This is a genomic window from Citrobacter sp. GW821-FHT07H02, assembly GCF_059418505.1.
Window position 1 is genome coordinate 100,620 of the sequence record NZ_JBWKPZ010000012.1, and the last position, 19,900, is coordinate 120,519.

17 protein-coding genes and 1 pseudogene are annotated in these 19,900 nt (G+C 50.6%); 6 read left to right on the plus strand and 12 right to left on the minus strand.

Annotated elements, in window-relative coordinates; translation table 11 throughout:
• Nucleotides 1-34 precede the first annotated feature (34 nt).
• The 4 genes from AC07NP_RS13660 to yihU all read right to left on the minus strand — a co-directional run bounded on the left by AC07NP_RS13660 (nucleotide 35) and on the right by yihU (nucleotide 4,384).
• Complete coding sequence (locus AC07NP_RS13660; protein ID WP_203359412.1) at nucleotides 35-1,468, minus strand: MFS transporter; 1,434 nt, start codon at nucleotides 1,466-1,468, stop codon at nucleotides 35-37.
• 69 nt (nucleotides 1,469-1,537) lie between these two features.
• The gene (locus tag AC07NP_RS13665) at nucleotides 1,538-2,548 is read right to left on the minus strand and encodes a zinc-dependent alcohol dehydrogenase (protein WP_203359413.1); all 1,011 of its coding nucleotides are present in this window, start codon (nucleotides 2,546-2,548) and stop codon (nucleotides 1,538-1,540) included.
• 32 nt (nucleotides 2,549-2,580) lie between these two features.
• Entirely contained in the window at nucleotides 2,581-3,468 is an 888-nt protein-coding gene (locus AC07NP_RS13670; RefSeq protein ID WP_301702205.1) for an aldolase, read from the minus strand.
• 25 nt (nucleotides 3,469-3,493) lie between these two features.
• Nucleotides 3,494-4,384: a sulfolactaldehyde 3-reductase gene (yihU, locus tag AC07NP_RS13675; RefSeq protein WP_494660800.1), complete on the minus strand. Its 891-nt coding sequence runs from the start codon at nucleotides 4,382-4,384 to the stop codon at nucleotides 3,494-3,496.
• Nucleotides 4,385-4,556: 172 nt separating this feature from the next.
• Between yihU and AC07NP_RS13680 the strand changes: the two genes are divergently transcribed.
• Together AC07NP_RS13680 and AC07NP_RS13685 are read left to right on the plus strand one after the other, a co-directional pair.
• Nucleotides 4,557-5,453, plus strand: a complete 897-nt coding sequence (locus AC07NP_RS13680) for a sugar kinase (protein ID WP_203359416.1) — start codon at nucleotides 4,557-4,559, stop codon at nucleotides 5,451-5,453.
• A gap of 39 nt (nucleotides 5,454-5,492) precedes the next feature.
• On the plus strand, nucleotides 5,493-6,281 hold the full coding sequence (locus tag AC07NP_RS13685) for a DeoR/GlpR family DNA-binding transcription regulator (protein ID WP_203359417.1): 789 nt from the start codon (nucleotides 5,493-5,495) through the stop codon (nucleotides 6,279-6,281).
• A gap of 65 nt (nucleotides 6,282-6,346) precedes the next feature.
• Here AC07NP_RS13685 and AC07NP_RS13690 read toward each other — a convergent pair whose 3' ends face one another.
• The 4 genes from AC07NP_RS13690 to typA all read right to left on the minus strand — a co-directional run bounded on the left by AC07NP_RS13690 (nucleotide 6,347) and on the right by typA (nucleotide 11,481).
• Nucleotides 6,347-7,612 carry an MFS transporter gene (locus AC07NP_RS13690; RefSeq protein WP_203359418.1) on the minus strand — a complete coding sequence of 422 codons (1,266 nt, stop codon included), beginning with the start codon at nucleotides 7,610-7,612 and terminating at the stop codon, nucleotides 6,347-6,349.
• A gap of 104 nt (nucleotides 7,613-7,716) precedes the next feature.
• On the minus strand, nucleotides 7,717-8,697 hold the full coding sequence (locus AC07NP_RS13695) for a sugar phosphate isomerase/epimerase family protein (protein WP_494660801.1): 981 nt from the start codon (nucleotides 8,695-8,697) through the stop codon (nucleotides 7,717-7,719).
• Nucleotides 8,698-8,704: 7 nt separating this feature from the next.
• Nucleotides 8,705-9,415: a GntR family transcriptional regulator gene (locus tag AC07NP_RS13700; RefSeq protein ID WP_494660802.1), complete on the minus strand. Its 711-nt coding sequence runs from the start codon at nucleotides 9,413-9,415 to the stop codon at nucleotides 8,705-8,707.
• Nucleotides 9,416-9,657: 242 nt separating this feature from the next.
• A complete protein-coding gene (gene typA / locus AC07NP_RS13705) occupies nucleotides 9,658-11,481 on the minus strand; it encodes a ribosome-dependent GTPase TypA (RefSeq protein ID WP_203359420.1) in 1,824 nt (607 codons plus the stop codon).
• 378 nt (nucleotides 11,482-11,859) lie between these two features.
• Between typA and glnA the strand changes: the two genes are divergently transcribed.
• From glnA to glnG, 3 genes are all read left to right on the plus strand, one after another.
• Nucleotides 11,860-13,269, plus strand: a complete 1,410-nt coding sequence (glnA, locus tag AC07NP_RS13710) for a glutamate--ammonia ligase (protein ID WP_203359421.1) — start codon at nucleotides 11,860-11,862, stop codon at nucleotides 13,267-13,269.
• Between the two features lie 351 nt (nucleotides 13,270-13,620).
• Nucleotides 13,621-14,670, plus strand: coding sequence for a nitrogen regulation protein NR(II) (glnL, locus tag AC07NP_RS13715; RefSeq protein WP_276293329.1), 1,050 nt, complete (start codon nucleotides 13,621-13,623; stop codon nucleotides 14,668-14,670).
• Nucleotides 14,671-14,681: 11 nt separating this feature from the next.
• A complete protein-coding gene (glnG, locus tag AC07NP_RS13720; RefSeq protein WP_494660803.1) occupies nucleotides 14,682-16,091 on the plus strand; it encodes a nitrogen regulation protein NR(I) in 1,410 nt (469 codons plus the stop codon).
• A gap of 80 nt (nucleotides 16,092-16,171) precedes the next feature.
• Here glnG and hemN read toward each other — a convergent pair whose 3' ends face one another.
• The 3 genes and pseudogenes from hemN to AC07NP_RS13735 form a co-directional block, all read right to left on the minus strand.
• On the minus strand, nucleotides 16,172-17,545 hold the full coding sequence (hemN, locus tag AC07NP_RS13725; RefSeq protein ID WP_203359423.1) for an oxygen-independent coproporphyrinogen III oxidase: 1,374 nt from the start codon (nucleotides 17,543-17,545) through the stop codon (nucleotides 16,172-16,174).
• Between the two features lie 188 nt (nucleotides 17,546-17,733).
• Complete coding sequence (gene yihI / locus AC07NP_RS13730; RefSeq protein WP_494660804.1) at nucleotides 17,734-18,243, minus strand: Der GTPase-activating protein YihI; 510 nt, start codon at nucleotides 18,241-18,243, stop codon at nucleotides 17,734-17,736.
• A gap of 117 nt (nucleotides 18,244-18,360) precedes the next feature.
• A pseudogene (locus AC07NP_RS13735) lies at nucleotides 18,361-18,544 on the minus strand (hypothetical protein).
• Nucleotides 18,545-18,824: 280 nt separating this feature from the next.
• On the opposite strand from AC07NP_RS13735, the gene yihA reads away from it, so the two are divergent.
• Nucleotides 18,825-19,457, plus strand: coding sequence for a ribosome biogenesis GTP-binding protein YihA/YsxC (gene yihA / locus AC07NP_RS13740; protein WP_203359425.1), 633 nt, complete (start codon nucleotides 18,825-18,827; stop codon nucleotides 19,455-19,457).
• A gap of 244 nt (nucleotides 19,458-19,701) precedes the next feature.
• On the opposite strand, the gene spfP is transcribed toward yihA, so the two are convergent.
• On the minus strand, nucleotides 19,702-19,749 hold the full coding sequence (spfP, locus tag AC07NP_RS13745; RefSeq protein WP_071892919.1) for a small protein SpfP: 48 nt from the start codon (nucleotides 19,747-19,749) through the stop codon (nucleotides 19,702-19,704).
• Between the last annotated feature and the right edge of the window lie 151 nt (nucleotides 19,750-19,900).

Genomic DNA, 19,900 nt, shown 5'->3' on the forward strand with positions numbered 1-19,900 from the left:
TCAGCGCATCGGCAGAAGCCGACGCGCATTGTGATTACTTTTCCAACTCAGCTAATACCTGTTCATCCTCAGCATCAACATTCGCTCCCAGCGGTTCCCACTTAATCAACACACAAGTAAGGAATCCAAGGAAAGGGACGATCGCCAGCCAGTAAAACGCCTCAGTCTTCAACGCCCCCCATAACATAGGCCAGAAGATAAGCCCGGCAATGGCCCCGGTACGCATGATGGCGCGCGCAAATCCGACACCTGTGGGTCGTATAGTGGGTGGGTAAGAGAGTGTTGCAATGGTCATTCCTAATCCGCCAGGACCGGCAGAGTGGAAGAATATAATCGTGCCCAGCAGACTTAAGGAAAGCCAGGGACTCGTGGTTGCCAGGGCACCTAACGCCAGCAGCGCCACGGTCACTAACGCAAATCCATACATCGACTGGAGACGCGTTCCCAAACGCTGGAGAATGAGCGAGCCGATTAAGCCGCCGGTGACCCCACAAAGTGCGTTCACTACCGCGGAACCCGTTAATGCGCCGGTTAATCCCCCACTCAGTATTCCGGCCAGCGTCAGCGGTAAATAAACGCCCACGGCGTTATATTGCCAGGCCTGCATGGTTGCCACGACACAGCCAAGAATGGTGCGTTTACGGTAGCGTGAATTGAACAAGATGCCATAACCGCCACGAAATTTACTTTCTGGTTTTTCAGCAGAGGTAGCATCTGATTTAGATGACTTAGCAACCTGAGCTTTAACGCCATAGCGTTTTTCCAGAATCCCGCAGGCTTCTTCATAGCGACCGACCCTTGCAGCCCACATCGCAGATTCACCGATAAAAAAGTAACGCAGGATCATGATAATGACGGCAAAGATGGCACCCGCGAAAATTCCGTAGCGCCAGAGTTGTTCTTCAGCAATACCAGACAGAAGCAACGGAAGCAGAACGAGATAAACAACGGTGGTTGAAACATACCAGGCCATTTGCCAAAGATTAACGGACGAACCGGTCTTCTTCGATGTTGATCCCCGTAATTCCGCCACAGCGTTAGTGGCCAGTGGGAAATCAATACCTAACCCAAAGCCCATCACGACACGGCATACCAGCACCCACCAGATATTAGGCGCAATGGCGACGGCTGCCGCCCCGATCGTGCACAACCCCATTCCGATGATAAATGCACGCTTTTGACCAAAGCGGTTAATAACACGGTTCGCTAATAGCCCGCCAATCAGAGCGGCCACTAACACGGAGGCGTTAACTGTCGCCGCCAGACCCGGAGAAATGCCAAACTCGGCTGCAATGTACTTATTACCAAAACCCACCATCGCAGCCTGGTACGCATCAATAAGAATGCCACCCAATGCGATAAAAATGACACCGATGCTGGTATTAACTGCTGAGTTTTTATTTACTATATCAATCACATCCTGTGGACGACCGATTGAATATGGTGCAGGACTGGTGATTTGACTCATCGCAGTGTCCTTCTTCATTGTTGTAGGGTGGCGCTGCTGTTACGCAGCGCCAGACAGAGGTTTACACCATCAATCTTCAGCGAACTGCAGCATGACTTTTATTGAGTCATTTTGCTGCGCGCGTTCAAATGCCTTCGCCGCATCATCGACAGGGAACAAATCGGTTACCAGTTCACTGGTATCAAACCGACCATCCGCCAACCACTCAATAACGGCATCAAAATCCTCTGGTATATACATGCCGGAATTGAGCAAATCGCGCTCAAAGCGTTGCATCATCGGAAGTGGGACTTCGCGAGGCCCACTCGGCACGCCCATACACACCACCGTACCGCCCGCATACACGCGCATGAATGCATCGTTAATCGTGGCCTGAGCCGCAACCACATCAATCGCGCCCGTGAAACGAACATCCGCATCAAGCTCGCCCGGCGCCCAGACATCTGCGGCGCCGAGTTTTAATGCCAGCGCGCGTTTGGCTTCATCGGGTTCGATAACGGTAATTTTTCCCGCGCCCATGATGCGTAATGCCTGAACAATAGAGAGTCCAATGGTTCCGGCCCCGATGACTAACACGCTCTCCAGCGAGGCTTGCGGCATGCGGTTTACACAATGACGCGCGCAGGCTGCCGGTTCAGCAAAGGCCAGAACCTTCAGCGGTAAAGACGCAGGAGCAACGTGGCAGTTCCGGGCAGGGACGATATGCTGTGAACGGGCAAATCCTGGTGCACGAAAGCCTGCAACCTGCGGTGGTTCACAGAGATTAAAGCGCCCCGCCTTACATGCACGGCACTCCATGCAGGCCATAATCGGATCGACAACAACATGGTCGCCCGCGTGAATGTGGGTCACTTCGCTCCCCACCTCCGTTACACGTGCCGCAATTTCATGCCCTGGCACGACAGGAGGTTTCGCGAATGGATGCCCCCCTTTCAGGACGTGCAGATCAGAGCCGCATATTCCATAAAACACAGGGGCAATGCGGACTTCATGTGGTTTCAGTTCCTGGTGCGGCACTTCCACATACTGGGTGGTGACTTTTCCAATATCAGAAAATAAAACCTGGGTAATTTTATCCATTGTTATTCTCCAGAATCGTTATGATTGGGTGATTAGCGTTGCGCGATACCTTCATCAACAATTTCCGCCAGGCGTTGAAGACGTGGAACGGAAACATCACGCAGCATCGTTTGCGGATCTTTCGCCCCGACGACGGAAGCCCACACGGCACGCCCAGCCAGGAATCCTGAAGCGCCAGCTTTCATGGCAATGCGAACCGCACGCCCGAAGACATCCGCATCAACGCCAGATGAGAGAATGACCCAGGGCATCTTCATCTGGTCGTTAAGTTTCTGGCACGCAGCCAGTAACGTCTGTTCATCGCCTTTACCACCTAATGGCATTTCTGCCTTGTAGAGATCGGCTCCCGTACCGCCAAGCTCTGCAGCCGCCGCAACAATGGCAGCTTCTTTGTCAAATTCCCAACCCTGGCGAGGCGGGCGCACTACAGGTTCAATAATGCTCACCAACCCAGCGCTCCGGCAGCGCTCTACAAATTCTTCGACCATCGCAAGACGCACTTCGGCTGGCTCATCTTCCCGCCACAGCACCAACAGTTTCATCGCTTTTGCGCCCATCTGACGCGCCTGATGCGGATCAACCGTTTTGTCGATTTCAACACTATCAACCGGAATGCCATTGCCAGGCACAAAGTGGTCAGCAGCAACGATCAGGCCGCATGAATCAGCCACGGCTCCCTGAGAGACAATTTCATCAAGACAAAACTGTTTATCTGCCAGAACCGCCGAAGCATAAGGAGAAAGGATCTGTGTTGCGGCGACTTTAAAGTCAGTCAACACGCTATCGGCAACGGGTTTTGGATGTCCGGACGCGGCGAACATCAGACGCATGGCTTCACGTTGATCAACGGCCAGCATAGCGAATCCACCACCTGGGCGAGAAATATCTTTCAGCGTGTACGGGGTATTTTGGGAAGACATAGTAACTCCTGTGAATGTTTTAAATTTAAAGTGAATCCGGACGGCCAGCCTGCTGGCGAACCTGAGATAACAACGCACTCCAGTCCTGGCGTCCTCTGCCGTTTTCGCTGGCCGTGGTGTAGTAGGCTTCTGCCGCAATACCCATGTTCAACGGCGCGCCGGTCTGGTGTGCAACATCGACGGCAATGCGCAGATCTTTCAGTGCGAGGTCCACCATAAATGCCGGAGACAGATCCCCCTTCAGCACTTTCCCAGGCCAGGTTGTCGTAAAGTGTCCCTTGCCTGCGGCAGTTCCACTCATAACCTTAATCGCCACATCCAGGCTAAGACCCAGAGACTCACAAAGAACTGCGGCTTCCGCCGACAGCGCGTTCAGCGCAATACTCATGTAGTTGTTAATCAGCTTCACGCGGATCCCCATTCCCGGGCCGCCTGCTTCTACCAATTCGTTCCCCATACACATCAGAATTGGACGCGCCTGTTCGACTTGCTCAGGCGTACCGCCCGCCAGAATCAGTAATGTGCCATCAATAGCATTCACTGAGGTTCTGCCGACCGGGGCGTCCATCATGCTGATGCCTTTCTCTTTCAACTCATTGATCAGCGCATCCGTCTGGAGGGGGTGGATGGTGGACATATCGATAACTAACGCATCATGGGATACGGTTTCATGCACCCCGGAATCGCCCAACATCACCTGCCGAACAATGTCGCCATTTGGCAGCATGGTGATGATGAACTCTGCACCGTTAGCTGCTTCAGCAGGTGTTTGAGCTGCGGTTGCCCCTTGTTGGACTAACTCACTGACGGCCTGCTGATTAACGTCAAATACGCGTAAAGCATGCCCCTTTTGCAACAGATTACTGGCCATTGGGCTACCCATCTGGCCCAATCCCAGGAATGCAATGGTGGTCATGAACGATCTCCTGTCTTTAGTTGACAAAATAATTACAAATAAAAAGTCATTTTCGTCTGTTTTTGAGCATATTTGTAATTTATGACTAAAAACTAGAGGTGCGTCACTAATTTGATCATTTATGTCATTAAAATGAACAAAACAAGACAACTTCACACAGGACCAAACACATATGACCAGAATTGCTTGCGTCGGAATCGCCGTTCAGGATCGCATTTATTCTCTGAACACTTTGCCTGATGGAGGTGGTAAGTATCAGTCAAGTCAATATCTTGAGACGGGAGGTGGGCCAGCAGCGACTGCGGCGGTTGCTATTGCCAGGCTCGGGATTGAAGTCGACTTCATTGGGCGACTGGGTGACGATAGCTGTGGAAAAACGCTGATCAGCGAGCTTCAGGGCTGGGGAGTGAATACAACCTATTGTCGCCAATACACCAATGCGCGCTCATCACAATCCGCCATTCTGGTCGATAATCACGGGGAACGAATCATCGTCAACTACCCGAGTCCAGACCTGGACACTGATGCGCAATGGCTGGAAGAGATTGATTTCACAGGCTATGACATCGTACTGGCCGATGTACGTTGGCACGAAGGTGCATTAAAAGCCTTTACGCTAGCGCGGGCAGCCGGCGTACAGACACTGCTGGATGCAGATATGACACCGCAGGATATTACGCCTCTGGTTGCTCTTTCCGATCATGCGGTTTTTTCGACGCCAGGGCTAAAACGCATGACCGGTCAAGATGACCCAACCAAAGGTTTGAGTCTGGCGGCGACACAAACTGAAGGCCTGGTTTATGTCACACTTGGCGGGGAAGGATCGCTATGGATTGAAGATCAGCGCCTCCACCAGCAGTCTGCGTTTTCTGTTGATGTCGTTGATACAACCGGGGCTGGCGATGTCTTTCACGGGGCATTGGCCGTCGCGTTGGCAGAAAAAATGACGATTGAACAGTCAATTAGGTTCGCCAGTGCAGTAGCAGCAATGAAATGTACTCAGCCTGGAGGACGCGCCGGAATTCCTAATCGTGAGCAAACCGAATCATTTTTGTCACTTTATGCGTAAAATAGTGAACATTTACAGGGGAAGAGTACAGGAGTATTCATGAGCATCACCGAAGTCACCGGTAACCCTCGACACGATCAGCTTGTTCATTACATCGCTGAACGAGGCTATATGAATATCGAGGAACTGGCACAATTGCTTGATGTTTCCACACAAACGGTCCGCCGTGATATTCGTAAACTTAGTGAACAAGGACTGATTACACGACATCATGGTGGTGCCGGGCGCGTATCAAGCGTTATGAATACCGCTTTTGAGCAAAGAGAGCTATCGCTCACTCAGGAGAAAGGGGCGATAGCAGAAGCTGTTGCCGATTATCTGCCAGAACGCTGTACGGTTTTTATTACCATAGGAACCACAGTGGAAGCGGTCGCCAGAGCATTGCTCAATCGCCGGGACTTGCGCATCATCACCAACAGCCTGCGAGTTGCTCAAATTCTGTATAAAAACCAGGATATTGAAGTAATGGTGCCAGGAGGAACTCTGCGTGCGCATAACGGGGGAATTATTGGTCCTGCTGCAGTGAGTTTTATTGAGGAGTTCAGGGCCGATTATTTGATCACTAGCATTGGCGCTATTGAGCATGACGGGGCGCTACTGGAGTTTGATGTCAACGAAGCCCTCGTCGCCAGGACGATGATGAAACATGCACGTAATACGTTATTAGTTGCCGATCACACCAAATTTACGGCATCTGCCGCAGTGTCCATCGGTAACGCGCGTAAAGTGCAGGTATTTTTTACCGATGCCCCCCCTCCGACGTCATTCCAACAATTACTCAATGAGGAAAACATTGAGCTAGTGGTTGCCGATCAGGATGCTTCCTGACGCTTCAAATAAAAAAAGCCGCTGATAATCAGCGGCTTTTTTACATGCTTATCTCGGAGAAGGTATCAGGCTTCGGCTGCCTGCAACTCTTTCTTACGCTGGCTGATGCGTTTAACCAGCATCACCGACACTACCGCGCCGCAGAATGCGAAGCAGGCCATAATACCGAAGACAATCTTATAGCCGACCATTCCTGGGTTTAAATCCAGGATGTAGCCATAGAGACTGAAACAGAACATGGCAGGTGCGTAACCAATAAAGCTGCCCAGCGCCATCGCGGCCCCGGTATGGTTTTCCGCAATTTTCGCTTCGCCAATCGGTGCGAAGAAAACAGCACGCTGCGTAAATACGATCGCGCCAAATCCTAACGTACACGCCATCCCTAAATAGACCGGCATACTTTCATGAGGCAGCATAATGAGAAGCACCAGTGCGACCGTGCTGATCATGAAGGTGTAACATAAGTATTTACTGGGTGATTTCAGTATTTTATCTGAAATCATACCGCCAACCGGACCACCGATCATTTTCAGGCAATATTGGTTAATGATGCCGTAGGCCCCCACCAGCGCGACTGGCAGCATATAAATATTTTTCAGGAACGGAATGAAGAACGTTAATCCGCAGTAGACGGCATAGACAAAGAAGACGTTGAAGGCGATTAGCCAAATCGTTTTGTCCTTCAGTACCGTCGTCATACCCGGGCTTTTTTTCGTGTCTTCGGTATCGCTGACATTGACCGTAGGTGCATCCTCTTTATCGTTCAGAACAAAGAAGATGATTACCCCAACCGCAATGACAATGATTGAATAGAACCAGATACCGGCTTTGAATCCCAACAACCCACTACCAAACCAGGTAAAGACCGCCAGAGCAGAAAACGCCACAATCGTATCAACGATTCCGCGACCGGTTTCGAAGAAACCAAACAAGCGTCCTTGCTGTTCGCTATTACCCAATCGGCTCACCGATTTTAGTAGCACTGGCCAGTTCATCATGTCGCAGGTGACGCCAAACAACGCCCATACAAAGAGTATTCCCCAATAACCAGGCATTGTTGTCAGATAGACCCCTAACAACCCTGTGGCAATCAGCGAAAACGACATGGTGTATTTACGTGGCAATTTATCGGCAAAATAGATAGACAGGAAAAAACCCACCGTCGTAACAAATGAGTTCACCGACATCGCATTACCAATTTGACCATTGGTCAAATGAAAGTATTCCTGCATTGGTATATAAAACGCATCTTTTAATGACGGTAATTTATAAATTGTACCGCCACACAGCGTTAACAGGCTAAATAACGCCCATTTCTTTTTGGTGAGCATAACATCCCCTAAAGTATGACTAAATTCATTATTTTATAGGCAATAGCAACCCGACCATTCTCGAAGAATGGTTTTCCATGCATATAAGAGAAATTAAAACAACATTACGTATTTAGAATATCAATCGCCTCTTTTTTTATTTGTTGCAGAACACTGCGCACAAATTTTATCTGGTTAATCGCATCTTCTTTTTCTTTTATTAGGCGTTCTTCCAGGGCATTGGCTTCAGGCAGTGGTGTTTCACTCATTTGACGCCATGGGATCCAGGGGTTGTCGCCTTCATTTTCGAAACGAAATGCCGGGGCATAATAATCAACTTCTTCTTCCAGGCCATAGGCCATAACCTGAGGTTTTTCATCACCTAAACAGATCAGTTTTGTTAGCAATGCTTTGAACGGCATATCGCCCTGACCAGAGATACAGGCTTTATGACCCAGTCCACCTTCTTCATTAACGATCAGCGCGTCTTTAATGTGCACCTGAGTAATATGCGGTGCCATTGTGTCCAGTGCGTCGAGGGGATGCTCATTCGCATTAATCATATTGGCAAAGTCAAACAGCAGAGAGAGTGACTCCATTCCACTTTGCTTAATTAATGAGGCCAGCTCATGGCTTTTCAGATCTTCATGCTGTTCAAGTGTGAAGGTTAAGCCGCTGTTCTGGTAAGTGTCACGAATATAGGCGATATCTTTGGCGATAATCGACATGACCTCCTGCAGATTACCTTCATAGCGCGGATAAAAGCGGACGGATGACGCACCTGTTTTTAATGCAATAGCGGCAACCTGATCAATGGCTTTTTTATCTGAGGCACTGGTCTCAATATGAACGTCAAGATTCAGCTGACGTGCTTTATCACCAAAAACAGAAAGTTCGCTGTCATTCATGTTTTCGAGTGAATAGCGTTCCCCATCAAGAACATGAATTTTTACACCACGTAGCTGGTTCTCATGCGCGATATCCAATAAGTCATTGGGTAAAATTCGCTCGAGACGCATATTCAGATGATAAGCATATGCATGAAGATAAAGGGGAAGGTTATCTACACGCGCCAGAATTTTTTCTGCATTATTCATTGTGACCATAATACACCTACAAGTTAATAAAGAGATCAACTGCCTCAAATCGCCAGTATTCAAGGTCTATTTGTACGATATTCCCATCGCGGTCAGCCCGATGTTTTTCAATAAGAATGGCCGGCATCCCGGCGGAGCCGCCAATAAATTTACTGATATCGCCAGGCATGCGAACCGGTTTGAAAACCAGCTTCTTTACCACCGTTTCTTTTTTATAGACTTGTTCCCATACGGTAGAAAAAGATTGGTTTTCAAGCTGATCAATAAAACCTGGAGCCACAACGGGATTAATAAACGTTTCATGGTAGAAAACTTTATGCCCTTCCAGTGCACCCCACCCCGTCACCCGATACAGCTCGTCGGATGCGGTGACAATTGTCAAAGGAGCAACCATCTCCGGAAAATCGGAAATACGGCTTTTCTCAGTAAATCCCCATGACGGTTCCCTGCCCTGTTCAAGCGCAGCACGCTGAAAGCTTGCCGATAATTCCGGGCTGTAATTGAAGCGTGGCTGGGTGACGAACCATCCTTTACGATCCTTACGGAATATTTTGGATTCAGCCTCAAGATTTAACAGCGCCTGACGTAGCGTCATACGCTTAATACCCAGCAGCTCACCTAATTCCCGCTCAGAAGGCAGCTTTCCACCTGACGTGGTGATCCCATCGTTTAACCAACGGTCCAGCTTCTCTTTCGCATTTTCAACGGTCGACTGATTGCTCGTCATTGTTTAACCCATTTGGTTTAAACCAGTAAAAGCATCATACGCTGACGCTAAAAAAGAAAGCAAACAGCGCCGACATGCTTTGAAGATAAATGTGACAAAGCTCTCTTATGGCGAGGGTACGGGGGTTTGGCGGGTGAGGAGAGACGGGAGGGAACAGCGCCGGTGAAGTCGCAGTTCGGCCAAAAAGATCCAAAAAAAACCCCGCCACGAAGGCAGGGTCTTATTGTAGAAAGAAGCGTTAATTACTCTTCTTTCGCGCCGCGCATTGCGCGTTTACGATCGTTTTCAGTCAGGTGACGTTTACGGATACGGATGGAAGTTGGGGTAACTTCTACCAGTTCGTCGTCATCGATGAATTCCAGAGCCTGCTCCAGAGTCATTTTCTGAGCTGGGACCAGCGTGGTTGCTTCGTCAGTACCGGAAGCACGCATGTTGGTCAGTTTCTTACCGGTCAGGCAGTTTACAGTCAGGTCGTTAGAACGACTGTGAATACCGATGATCTGGCCTTCGTAAACTTCTGCACCGTGACCGAGGAACAGCTTACCGCGATCCTGCAGGCTGAACAGTGCGAACGCAACCGCTTTACCCTGACCGTTGGAGATCAGTACGCCGTTCTGACGCTGACCAACATCGCCCGCACGAATATCGTCGTAATGGCTGAAGGTGGAGTACAGCAGACCGGTACCGGAGGTCATGGTCATGAATTCTGAACGGAAGCCGATCAGACCACGGCTTGGGATCACGTAGTCAAGACGTACGCGGCCTTTGCCATCTGGATTCATGTTTTTCAGGTCGCCTTTACGCTCACCCAGAGCCTGCATGACAGAACCCTGATGCTGCTCTTCGACGTCCAGCGTTACGTTTTCGAACGGCTCTTGTTTACGGCCGTCGATTTCGCGGAAGATAACTTTCGGACGGGAAACCGCCATTTCGAAACCTTCACGACGCATGTTTTCGATAAGAACGGACAGGTGCAGCTCACCACGACCAGATACACGGAACGCATCCGCATCCGGCGTTTCTTCAACGCGCAGTGCCACGTTGTGCACCAGCTCTTTGTTCAGGCGGTCAAGGATCTGACGAGAGGTAACGTACTTACCTTCTTTACCACAGAACGGAGAGGTGTTTACGCAGAAGAACATGGATACGGTCGGTTCATCAACGGACAGTGCTGGCAGCGCTTCAACATTCTGTGTATCACAGATGGTATCAGAGATGTTCAGCTCGCCGAGACCGGTGATCGCGATGATATCGCCCGCTTCTGCAACGTCACTCTCGATACGTTCCAGACCCAGGTGGGTCAGAACTTTACCGACTTTACCGTTGCGGGTTTTGCCTGCGCTATCAATGATAGTGATCTGCTGGTTCGGTTTAACTTTACCGCGCTTGATACGACCGATGCCGATAACACCAACGTAGTTGTTGTAGTCCAGCTGAGAGATTTGCATCTGCAGCGGGCCATCAAGGTCTACGTTCGGTGCCGGTACGCGATCAACGATGGTCTGATACAGCGGAGTCATATCTTCAGCCATATCTTCGTGATCCAGACCTGCGATACCGTTCAGCGCAGATGCGTAAACGATAGGGAAGTCCAGCTGTTCGTCGGTTGCATCAAGGTTAACGAACAGGTCGAATACCTGATCAACAACCCAGTCAGGACGCGCACCAGGACGGTCAACTTTGTTGATAACAACAATCGGCTTCAGGCCATGAGCAAAGGCTTTTTTGGTCACGAAGCGCGTCTGCGGCATCGGACCATCCATTGCATCAACGACCAACAGCACGGAATCGACCATGGACATTACACGTTCAACTTCACCACCGAAGTCGGCGTGCCCCGGGGTATCAACGATGTTGATACGGTAGTCATTCCATTTGATAGCGGTGTTTTTCGCGAGGATGGTAATCCCACGCTCTTTCTCCAAATCGTTGGAGTCCATCACACGCTCTTGGGTTTCGGCACGCGCATCAAACGTACCGGATTGCTGCAGCAGCTTGTCGACCAGGGTAGTTTTACCATGGTCAACGTGCGCGATGATGGCGATGTTACGCAAATTTTCGATCACAACTTTGCCTCGGGCATTAGGAATAGCGCGTTATTGTACACGGATTAATCGCACTACAAAACAGGATCACAAACATCCTCCGCAAACAAGTATTGCAGAGTTTCTTTGTGATCGCTTTCACGGAGCGTTAAAAGGGTTACTCATTGCTCATTGCACCAACATGGTGCTTAATGTTCACATTGAAGCACTATATTGGTGCAGCGTGCTCACCATGGTGCAGCCCTTTTGCACGATGGTGCGCATGATAACGCCTTTTAGGGGCAATTTAAAAGTTGGCACAGATTTCGCTTTATATTTTTTACGGCGACACGGCCAATTTTTGCAGAATTGTAGACCTCGTTACCACGACGACAATGACCAATCCGGGAGAGTTAAAGTATGTCCGCTGAACACGTATTGACGATGCTGAACGAGCACGAAGTGAAGTTTGTTGATTTGCGCTTCACCGATACCAAAGGTAAAGAACAGCACGTCACTATTCCTGCTCATCAGGTAAATGCCGAATTCTTCGAAGAAGGCAAAATGTTTGACGGCTCCTCCATCGGCGGCTGGAAAGGCATTAACGAATCTGACATGGTTCTGATGCCAGATGCGTCCACTGCGCTCATCGACCCGTTCTTTGAAGAATCTACTCTGATTATCCGTTGTGATATCCTGGAACCTGGCACGCTGCAGGGCTATGACCGTGACCCGCGCTCCATCGCCAAACGCGCTGAAGAATACCTGCGCGCTACCGGCATCGCAGACACCGTTCTCTTCGGGCCAGAGCCAGAATTCTTCCTGTTTGATGACATTCGTTTCGGCGCATCCATCTCCGGTTCCCACGTCGCTATCGACGATATCGAAGGTGCATGGAACTCCTCCACCAAATACGAAGGTGGTAACAAAGGTCACCGTCCTGGCGTGAAAGGCGGCTACTTCCCGGTTCCTCCGGTAGACTCTTCTCAGGACATTCGTTCCACCATGTGTCTGATCATGGAAGAGATGGGTCTGGTTGTCGAAGCACATCACCACGAAGTAGCGACCGCAGGCCAGAACGAAATCGCAACCCGCTTTAACACCATGACCAAAAAAGCGGACGAAATTCAGATCTACAAATATGTGGTTCACAACGTTGCGCACCGTTTCGGTAAAACCGCAACCTTTATGCCAAAACCGATGTTTGGCGATAACGGTTCCGGTATGCACTGCCACATGTCTCTGTCCAAGAACGGCGTAAACCTGTTCTCTGGCGACAAATATGCCGGTCTGTCTGAGCAGGCGCTGTTCTACATCGGCGGCGTAATCAAACACGCTAAAGCGATCAATGCCCTGGCAAACCCGACCACCAACTCCTACAAGCGTCTGGTCCCGGGTTATGAAGCACCGGTCATGCTGGCTTACTCTGCCCGTAACCGTTCTGCCTCTATCCGTATTCCGGTGGTTGCTTCTCCGAAAGCGCGTCGTATCGAAGTGCGCTTCCCGGATCCGGCAGCTAACCCGTACCTGTGCTTTGCTGCCCTGCTGATGGCGGGTCTTGACGGTATTAAGAACAAGATCCACCCGGGCGAAGCGATGGACAAAAACCTGTATGACCTGCCGCCGGAAGAAGCGAAAGAGATCCCACAGGTTGCTGGCTCTCTGGAAGAAGCACTGAAAGAACTGGATCTGGACCGCGAGTTCCTGACCGCAGGCGGCGTGTTCACCGACGAAGCGATCGATGCGTACATTACGCTGCGTCGTGAAGAAGATGACCGCGTGCGCATGACGCCACACCCGGTAGAGTTTGAACTGTACTACAGCGTTTAACCGTATCTTAAAAATCCGACGAATTTCGCGTTGCGGCAAGGCGGCAACTGAGCAAATCCCCAGGAGCATAGATAGCTATGTGACTGGGGTGAGCGACAAATCTGTCTGGAACAGATTTGAACGTCACGGAGTGACGGCCCGTAAGGGCGAGGCTCATGGATGAGCCGAGTAACTCGTAGCCAACGCAGCAGCAGCGTGAAAGGCGTCAGGCGTTTTTTAGTTGCCGTGGAAACTTTTAGCCCATCCCCGGATGGGCTTTTTTCTCCACCAGCCACCTGACTTTACGCGCTTTTTATCAGTAAAAAGCTATAATGCACTAAATTGGTGCAAACTTTTCCAGGAGACTGCTGAATGGCAACTGGCATGCTGCCCGATGCTGGGCAGATCCTTAATTCTTTAATCAATAGCATCTTACTTGTCGATGACGAGTTGGCGGTGCATTACGCCAATCCCGCCGCGCAGCAGTTGCTCGCCCAAAGTTCCCGCAAACTGTTTGGCACACCGTTACCTGAACTGCTGAGTTACTTTTCATTAAACATCGGTCTGATGCGAGAGAGCCTGCTAGCGGGCCAGGGCTTTACAGACAACGAAGTCACACTGGTGATAGATAGTCACTCACATATCCTCTCCGTGACCGCACAAAGGCTGCCAGATGGCCTTATCCTGCTGGAAATGGCGCCGATGGATAACCAACGCCGTTTGAGCCAGGAACAGCTGCAGCATGCTCAACAAATTGCTGCCCGCGATCTGGTGCGTGGTCTGGCGCATGAAATTAAAAATCCGCTTGGCGGTTTACGCGGCGCAGCGCAGTTACTGAGCAAGGCGCTTCCCGATCCGGCGTTGACGGAGTACACCAAAGTCATTATCGAGCAGGCGGACAGACTGCGTAATCTGGTTGACCGTCTGCTGGGGCCACAACATCCGGGCATGCACATCAACGAAAGTATTCATAAGGTCGCAGAACGTGTGGTGGCGCTGGTTTCAATGGAGCTGCCAGAAAACGTGACGCTGATTCGTGATTACGATCCGAGTCTGCCGGAGCTACCGCACGACCCGGATCAAATTGAGCAGGTGCTGCTGAATATCGTGCGCAACGCCCTTCAGGCGCTGGGGCCGAACGGTGGTGAAATTATTCTGCGTACCCGCACCGCTTTCCAGCTAACCCTGCACGGAATGCGTTATCGCCTGGCGGCGCGTATTGACGTAGAAGACAACGGTCCGGGCATTCCTTCCCATTTGCAGGACACGTTGTTTTACCCCATGGTGAGCGGTCGCGAAGGCGGTACCGGGCTGGGTCTGTCTATCGCCCGTAATTTGATTGATCAACATTCCGGCAAGATTGAATTTACCAGTTGGCCGGGTCATACCGAGTTCTCGGTTTACCTGCCTATCAGGAAATAAAGGTGACGTTTATGCAACGAGGAATAGTCTGGGTCGTCGATGACGATAGTTCCATCCGTTGGGTGCTTGAACGTGCGCTCGCCGGGGCAGGGCTGAACTGCACCACGTTTGAAAGCGGTCACGAGGTACTGGACGCGCTGGCAAGCAAAACGCCAGATGTTCTGCTGTCCGATATCCGTATGCCGGGAATGGACGGTCTGACGCTGTTAAAACAGATTAAGCAACGCCACTCTATGCTGCCGGTCATCATTATGACGGCGCATTCCGATCTGGACGCTGCCGTCAGCGCTTATCAGCAGGGCGCATTTGATTACCTGCCAAAACCGTTTGATATTGACGAGGCGGTCGCGCTGGTTGAGCGCGCCATCAGCCATTATCAGGAACAGCAACAACCCCGGAATATCCAGAACAACGGCCCGACCAACGATATCATTGGCGAAGCCCCTGCCATGCAGGATGTATTTCGTATTATTGGTCGATTGTCTCGCTCTTCAATCAGTGTGCTGATCAACGGCGAGTCCGGTACCGGCAAAGAGCTGGTTGCCCATGCGCTGCATCGCCACAGCCCGCGTGTCAAAGCCCCGTTTATTGCCCTGAATATGGCGGCCATTCCGAAGGATTTGATTGAATCTGAGTTATTTGGTCACGAAAAAGGGGCATTTACTGGCGCGAATACCATTCGTCAGGGGCGTTTTGAACAGGCTGACGGTGGGACGCTGTTTCTGGATGAAATTGGCGACATGCCGCTGGACGTACAAACTCGCTTATTGCGTGTCCTCGCTGACGGGCAGTTTTATCGTGTCGGGGGATATGCGCCAGTGAAAGTGGATGTGCGTATTATCGCCGCCACTCACCAGAATCTGGAATTACGCGTGCAGGAAGGCAAGTTTCGCGAAGACCTGTTCCATCGTCTGAACGTAATTCGCGTTCATTTGCCGCCGCTGCGTGAGCGTCGGGAGGACATACCCCGTCTGGCACGTCATTTTCTGCAAGACGCCGCGCAGGAATTAGGGGTTGAAGCCAAACAATTACACCCGGAAACCGAAGCCGCCCTGACGCGCCTGGCATGGCCGGGTAACGTGCGCCAGCTGGAAAACACCTGCCGTTGGCTCACCGTCATGGCCGCCGGACAGGAAGTGTTAATTCAGGATCTTCCCAGCGAGTTGTTTGACGTCGCCGTTCCCGACAGTCCTTCACATATGCAGCCGGACAGTTGGGCCACTCTGTTGGCACAGTGGGCCGATCGGGCGCTGCGTTCCGGTCATCAAAACCTGCTTTCGGAAGCGCAACCGGAAATGGAACGCACACTGTTAACGACCGCGTTACGTCATACGCAGGGGCATAAACAGGAAGCGGCAAGATTGCTTGGCTGGGGTCGTAATACCCTGACACGCAAGCTCAAAGAGTTAGGAATGGAGTGACGAACAAAACACCCGATGGCACTACGCTTATCAGAACTACACATCGTAGACCCGGTAAGCGCAGCGCCACTGGGGCGTTTTTAAATGACGCGTGAGAACTGCTGCATCCGCGCTTTACGGCGCAGATACGCATCAAAGCACATGCAAATGTTACGGATCAGCAGGCGCCCTTTTGGTGTCACCTGAATCCCTTTTTCATTGACGTCCACCAGCCCATCTTTTGCCAATGGCGCCAGCAGGTTCAGATCTTCAGCAAAGTAGTCTGCAAAATTCAGCGCCCATTGCTGCTCAATCGTCGTGTAATCCAGACGGAAGTTGCAAATCAGCGACTTAATAACATCCCGGCGAATACAGTCATCCTGGGTCAATGCAATACCGCGCCATAGCGCATTTCCCTGCTCATCAACGAGCTGATAATAGTGTTTCAGCTCTTTTTGGTTCTGCGCGTAGCAGTCGCCAATCATACTGATGGCGGAAACGCCCATCCCCAGCAGGTCGGTATCGCCCTGGGTGGTGTAGCCCTGGAAATTACGGTGCAGTACGCCTTCACGTTGCGCGACGGCTAACTCATCATCCGGACGGGCAAAGTGGTCCATCCCAATAAACTGATAGCCCGTTTCGGTTAACGAAGAGATAGTTTCCTGCAGAATATCCAGTTTCTGCTGCGCGCTGGGCAGATCGGCATCTTTAATTTTACGTTGCGCGGCAAACAGGGTCGGCAGATGCGCGTAGTTAAAGACACTCAGACGGTCAGGCTTCAATTCCGCCACGCGTTTCAGGGTGAACGCAAAGCTTTCCGGCGTCTGTTTCGGTAAACCGTAAATCAGATCAATGTTGGTGGAGGTAAAACCGATATCGCGCGCGTGATTCAGCAGGGCAAAAATAAACGCTTCGTCTTGCTCACGGTTGACCAGACGCTGGACCTCTTTGTTGAAGTCCTGTACGCCCATACTCAGACGGTTAAAACCTTCTGCGCGTAAATGATCGAGCACATCCAACTCAATCTCACGCGGATCGACCTCGATCGAGATTTCCGCATCCGCATTAAAATGAAAGTGTTCACGCAGCAACGTCATTAAGCGGCTGATTTGCGCTTTATTCAGATAGGTTGGCGTACCGCCGCCCCAGTGCAACTGGCTAACGTTGCGTCCGGAAAAAAGCGGCGCACGGTGCACTATTTCTTGCTCTAAGGCATCAAGATATTGATCGGCTTTGTGCTGCTGGCGGGTCACAATCTTGTTGCAACCGCAGAAGTAGCAGAGCTTATGGCAGAATGGGATGTGTACATAGAGAGACAGCGGGCGCTCAGGATAACGCGCTACAGCGTGCCGGAATGCCTCTTCGCCAAAGTCTTCAGAAAACTCCAGCGCGGTGGGATACGACGTATATCGTGGCCCGGAATAGTTATATTTCTGGATCAGGGCCAGATCCCAGTCTATTAGCTGTTCAGACATGCTCACTCCTTCCGATGGCATCGCTGGCGGGTACGGCGTACCGGCTTTCCTCCACTACGGGTGATAAGCCGGTTGCGCAGCCACTTCTGTCGCCGCGACAACCGCTGTAGTTTAACGAATAACCACACCAGATAACATATAACCGGAAGGGTTATAAGCAGGACGGGGAGGCCCACGGTGTAAACCCGTTAGTTGCCGCCTTTGAGCAGGCGCATCATATCTTCCTGCTTCTCGTCCTCTTCTTCTTCATCATCGTCTTCATAAGAAAGACCCAGCTTCTGCATCAGTTCATCGATGCGGTCCAGCTTGGCATCTACCCAGGACTGATCTTCTTCACTGAGGGTTTCGCCTGCTTCAAGACGTTCTAACAGCGCATCCAGGCGCTCATCCGTTTCCAGTAAATCCAACTCAGCCTGCGGTGAAAGCATAGGTTTCTCACTCTTCGGTTTGTGCTGTTTGGTGACTTTTTCAGTCACACCCAATGGAATGGGGGTTTTACTGCCAATACGTGGATCTTTTTGTTTGTTCGAATTCTTAGAGCCAGAAGCACCTTCACTGCCGGACGCACGGCTACCCGCCGCATGGCCACGGTGTTTTTTCTGATGCTTACGGTCACGAGCTTCCTGGTTAAGCTCTTCGCGTGTTTTACGGCGCGCTTTTGCGGGACCTTTGCCGCGTGGTGTAGAAGTTGATTTCATAATAATTCGTCTTTGGCCGTTTTATTCAGTATACATTTGCGGCGGAATCTAGCAGAAAGCAAGTAAAGAAAAAAGGCGACAGAGTCATCTGTCGCCTTTTTTCTTTACTCATAGCCCTTAACGGGTTCTACATTCCCTGTCGGCCATCAACACACCCTGTCTTTCCTTTAGCCTGAAACGTTCCGTGTTGTTTCCATTTCCTTTTACATACGTCTCCGGACGTTTGTCTTCCTGACAATCCTGTGTCTTCGCCTCCTGGCGCTCCTGACCCTCATCCTGAGTCCGTCTGTCCTGTTAGCATCCTCGCTATGAGCACTACTTTACGCCATCAGGTCAGACAGACAAGTGACCAACGCGACGTTTTCGGCGTGTAAGAGCACCATTAAAAAAATAACTTAATGATTTATTTGAGCTAAATCACTTTTCACCCGGCAATGACTCTGAAATTTCGTATATCCGCAATCGTCAATGTCTCACAAACCACAAGGTTTTTACTTACACGGGCATATGTCGAAACATCCGTCTTTTGCTGGGGTTCAGGTATAATCGCTGCAAAGCTTTGACTGACGGAGACGACCCCTTTGATTAATTTGAATTATCAACAGACGCACTTTGTGATGAGTGCGCCTGATATTCGCCACTTACCTTCCGATACCGGAATCGAAGTGGCGTTCGCTGGCCGTTCCAATGCAGGCAAATCCAGCGCACTGAATACCCTGACGAACCAGAAGAGCCTGGCGCGTACCTCCAAAACACCCGGTCGCACACAGTTGATCAACCTGTTTGAAGTCGTGGACGGTAAACGTCTTGTCGACCTACCAGGATACGGTTACGCCGAAGTCCCGGAAGAGATGAAACGCAAATGGCAGCGTGCGCTGGCGGAATACCTGGAAAAGCGTCAGAGCCTGCAAGGGTTGGTGGTGCTGATGGACATTCGCCACCCGCTGAAGGATCTCGACCAGCAGATGATTCTGTGGGCCGTTGAGAGCAATGTTCAGGTTTTGGTTCTGCTGACGAAAGCAGACAAACTGGCCAGCGGAGCGCGCAAAGCTCAGCTCAATATGGTGCGTGAAGCCGTTCTGGCGTTTAACGGTGATGTGCAGGTAGAAGCATTTTCGTCGCTGAAGAAGCAAGGCGTGGATAAGTTACGTCAGAAGCTGGATACCTGGTTTAGCGAACTGGCGCCAGTTGAAGAGAGTCAGGACGCAGAATAATCCCTTCCTGCGAATGTTGTACCGGATAATGTCGCAAACGCGGCTTATCCGATCTACGGACCGTGTTTTCGCTTTTACTCAAAATAATTCAAGTTGCAGGAAGGCGGTGACGCAGTGAATCCTCAGGAGCTTACATCAGTAAGTGACTGAGGTGAGCGAGGAAACCAACGCACCTGCAGCGTGAAGTATGAAGAGTACAATAAAAAACGCCCCAGTCATTAACTGACTGGGGCGGCTAAAATATTCAGCCAAATCCGATTACGTGAAGTAAAAGGTCTGAAAGATAGAACATCTTACCTCTGTACCCTACGCGAATAACTTTACTCTTTTTTGAGCAGCTCAGAAAGCACTTTTTGTAATTTTTTTTCATTCCTTACATAGGGAATTCCAATAATCATCACAAAATGTTCTATCTTATGTTGCTTAGTTACGAAAAAGCGCGC

Coding starts and splice junctions, on each gene's coding strand:
- AC07NP_RS13660 (WP_203359412.1), bottom strand. CDS start 1,468: ATGAGTCAAATCACCAGTCCTGCACCATATTCAATCGGTCGTCCACAG.
- AC07NP_RS13665 (WP_203359413.1), bottom strand. CDS start 2,548: ATGGATAAAATTACCCAGGTTTTATTTTCTGATATTGGAAAAGTCACC.
- AC07NP_RS13670 (WP_301702205.1), bottom strand. CDS start 3,468: ATGTCTTCCCAAAATACCCCGTACACGCTGAAAGATATTTCTCGCCCA.
- yihU (WP_494660800.1), bottom strand. CDS start 4,384: ATGACCACCATTGCATTCCTGGGATTGGGCCAGATGGGTAGCCCAATG.
- AC07NP_RS13680 (WP_203359416.1), top strand. CDS start 4,557: ATGACCAGAATTGCTTGCGTCGGAATCGCCGTTCAGGATCGCATTTAT.
- AC07NP_RS13685 (WP_203359417.1), top strand. CDS start 5,493: ATGAGCATCACCGAAGTCACCGGTAACCCTCGACACGATCAGCTTGTT.
- AC07NP_RS13690 (WP_203359418.1), bottom strand. CDS start 7,612: ATGCTCACCAAAAAGAAATGGGCGTTATTTAGCCTGTTAACGCTGTGT.
- AC07NP_RS13695 (WP_494660801.1), bottom strand. CDS start 8,697: ATGGTCACAATGAATAATGCAGAAAAAATTCTGGCGCGTGTAGATAAC.
- AC07NP_RS13700 (WP_494660802.1), bottom strand. CDS start 9,415: ATGACGAGCAATCAGTCGACCGTTGAAAATGCGAAAGAGAAGCTGGAC.
- glnA (WP_203359421.1), top strand. CDS start 11,860: ATGTCCGCTGAACACGTATTGACGATGCTGAACGAGCACGAAGTGAAG.
- glnL (WP_276293329.1), top strand. CDS start 13,621: ATGGCAACTGGCATGCTGCCCGATGCTGGGCAGATCCTTAATTCTTTA.
- glnG (WP_494660803.1), top strand. CDS start 14,682: ATGCAACGAGGAATAGTCTGGGTCGTCGATGACGATAGTTCCATCCGT.
- hemN (WP_203359423.1), bottom strand. CDS start 17,545: ATGTCTGAACAGCTAATAGACTGGGATCTGGCCCTGATCCAGAAATAT.
- yihI (WP_494660804.1), bottom strand. CDS start 18,243: ATGAAATCAACTTCTACACCACGCGGCAAAGGTCCCGCAAAAGCGCGC.